This is a genomic window from Gilvimarinus sp. 1_MG-2023 (assembly GCF_030548285.1).
The window spans coordinates 1-251 of sequence record NZ_JAUOSC010001388.1; the positions used below are offsets into that span (position 1 = coordinate 1).

The 251-nt window shown below is 37.5% G+C and carries 1 protein-coding gene; it reads right to left on the reverse strand.

Going from position 1 to position 251, the window contains the following annotated elements:
• On the reverse strand, positions 1–251 hold a 251-nt coding region (locus Q4563_RS21390; protein ID WP_303605955.1), incomplete at both ends, for a PKD domain-containing protein.

Here is a 251-nt window from a genome sequence, read left to right on the forward strand (position 1 = left end):
GCTAATGGTTCTTCTGGCTCTACCACAACAACTTCTAAAGAAGAAATACTCTCCACTCCTAATTTATCAGATGCCGTTAAAGTAACTGTATAAGTTCCTTCTGCAGGAAAGGTGTTTACACCATCTACACCTGTAGATGTATTTCCATCACCATATTTCCACATATAATCAGTAGCACTTGTTGAAGCGTTAGCAAATGTATATGTTAAATAATCGTCTGTTACTGCTGCAGAAAAATTAGCTTCTGGAGG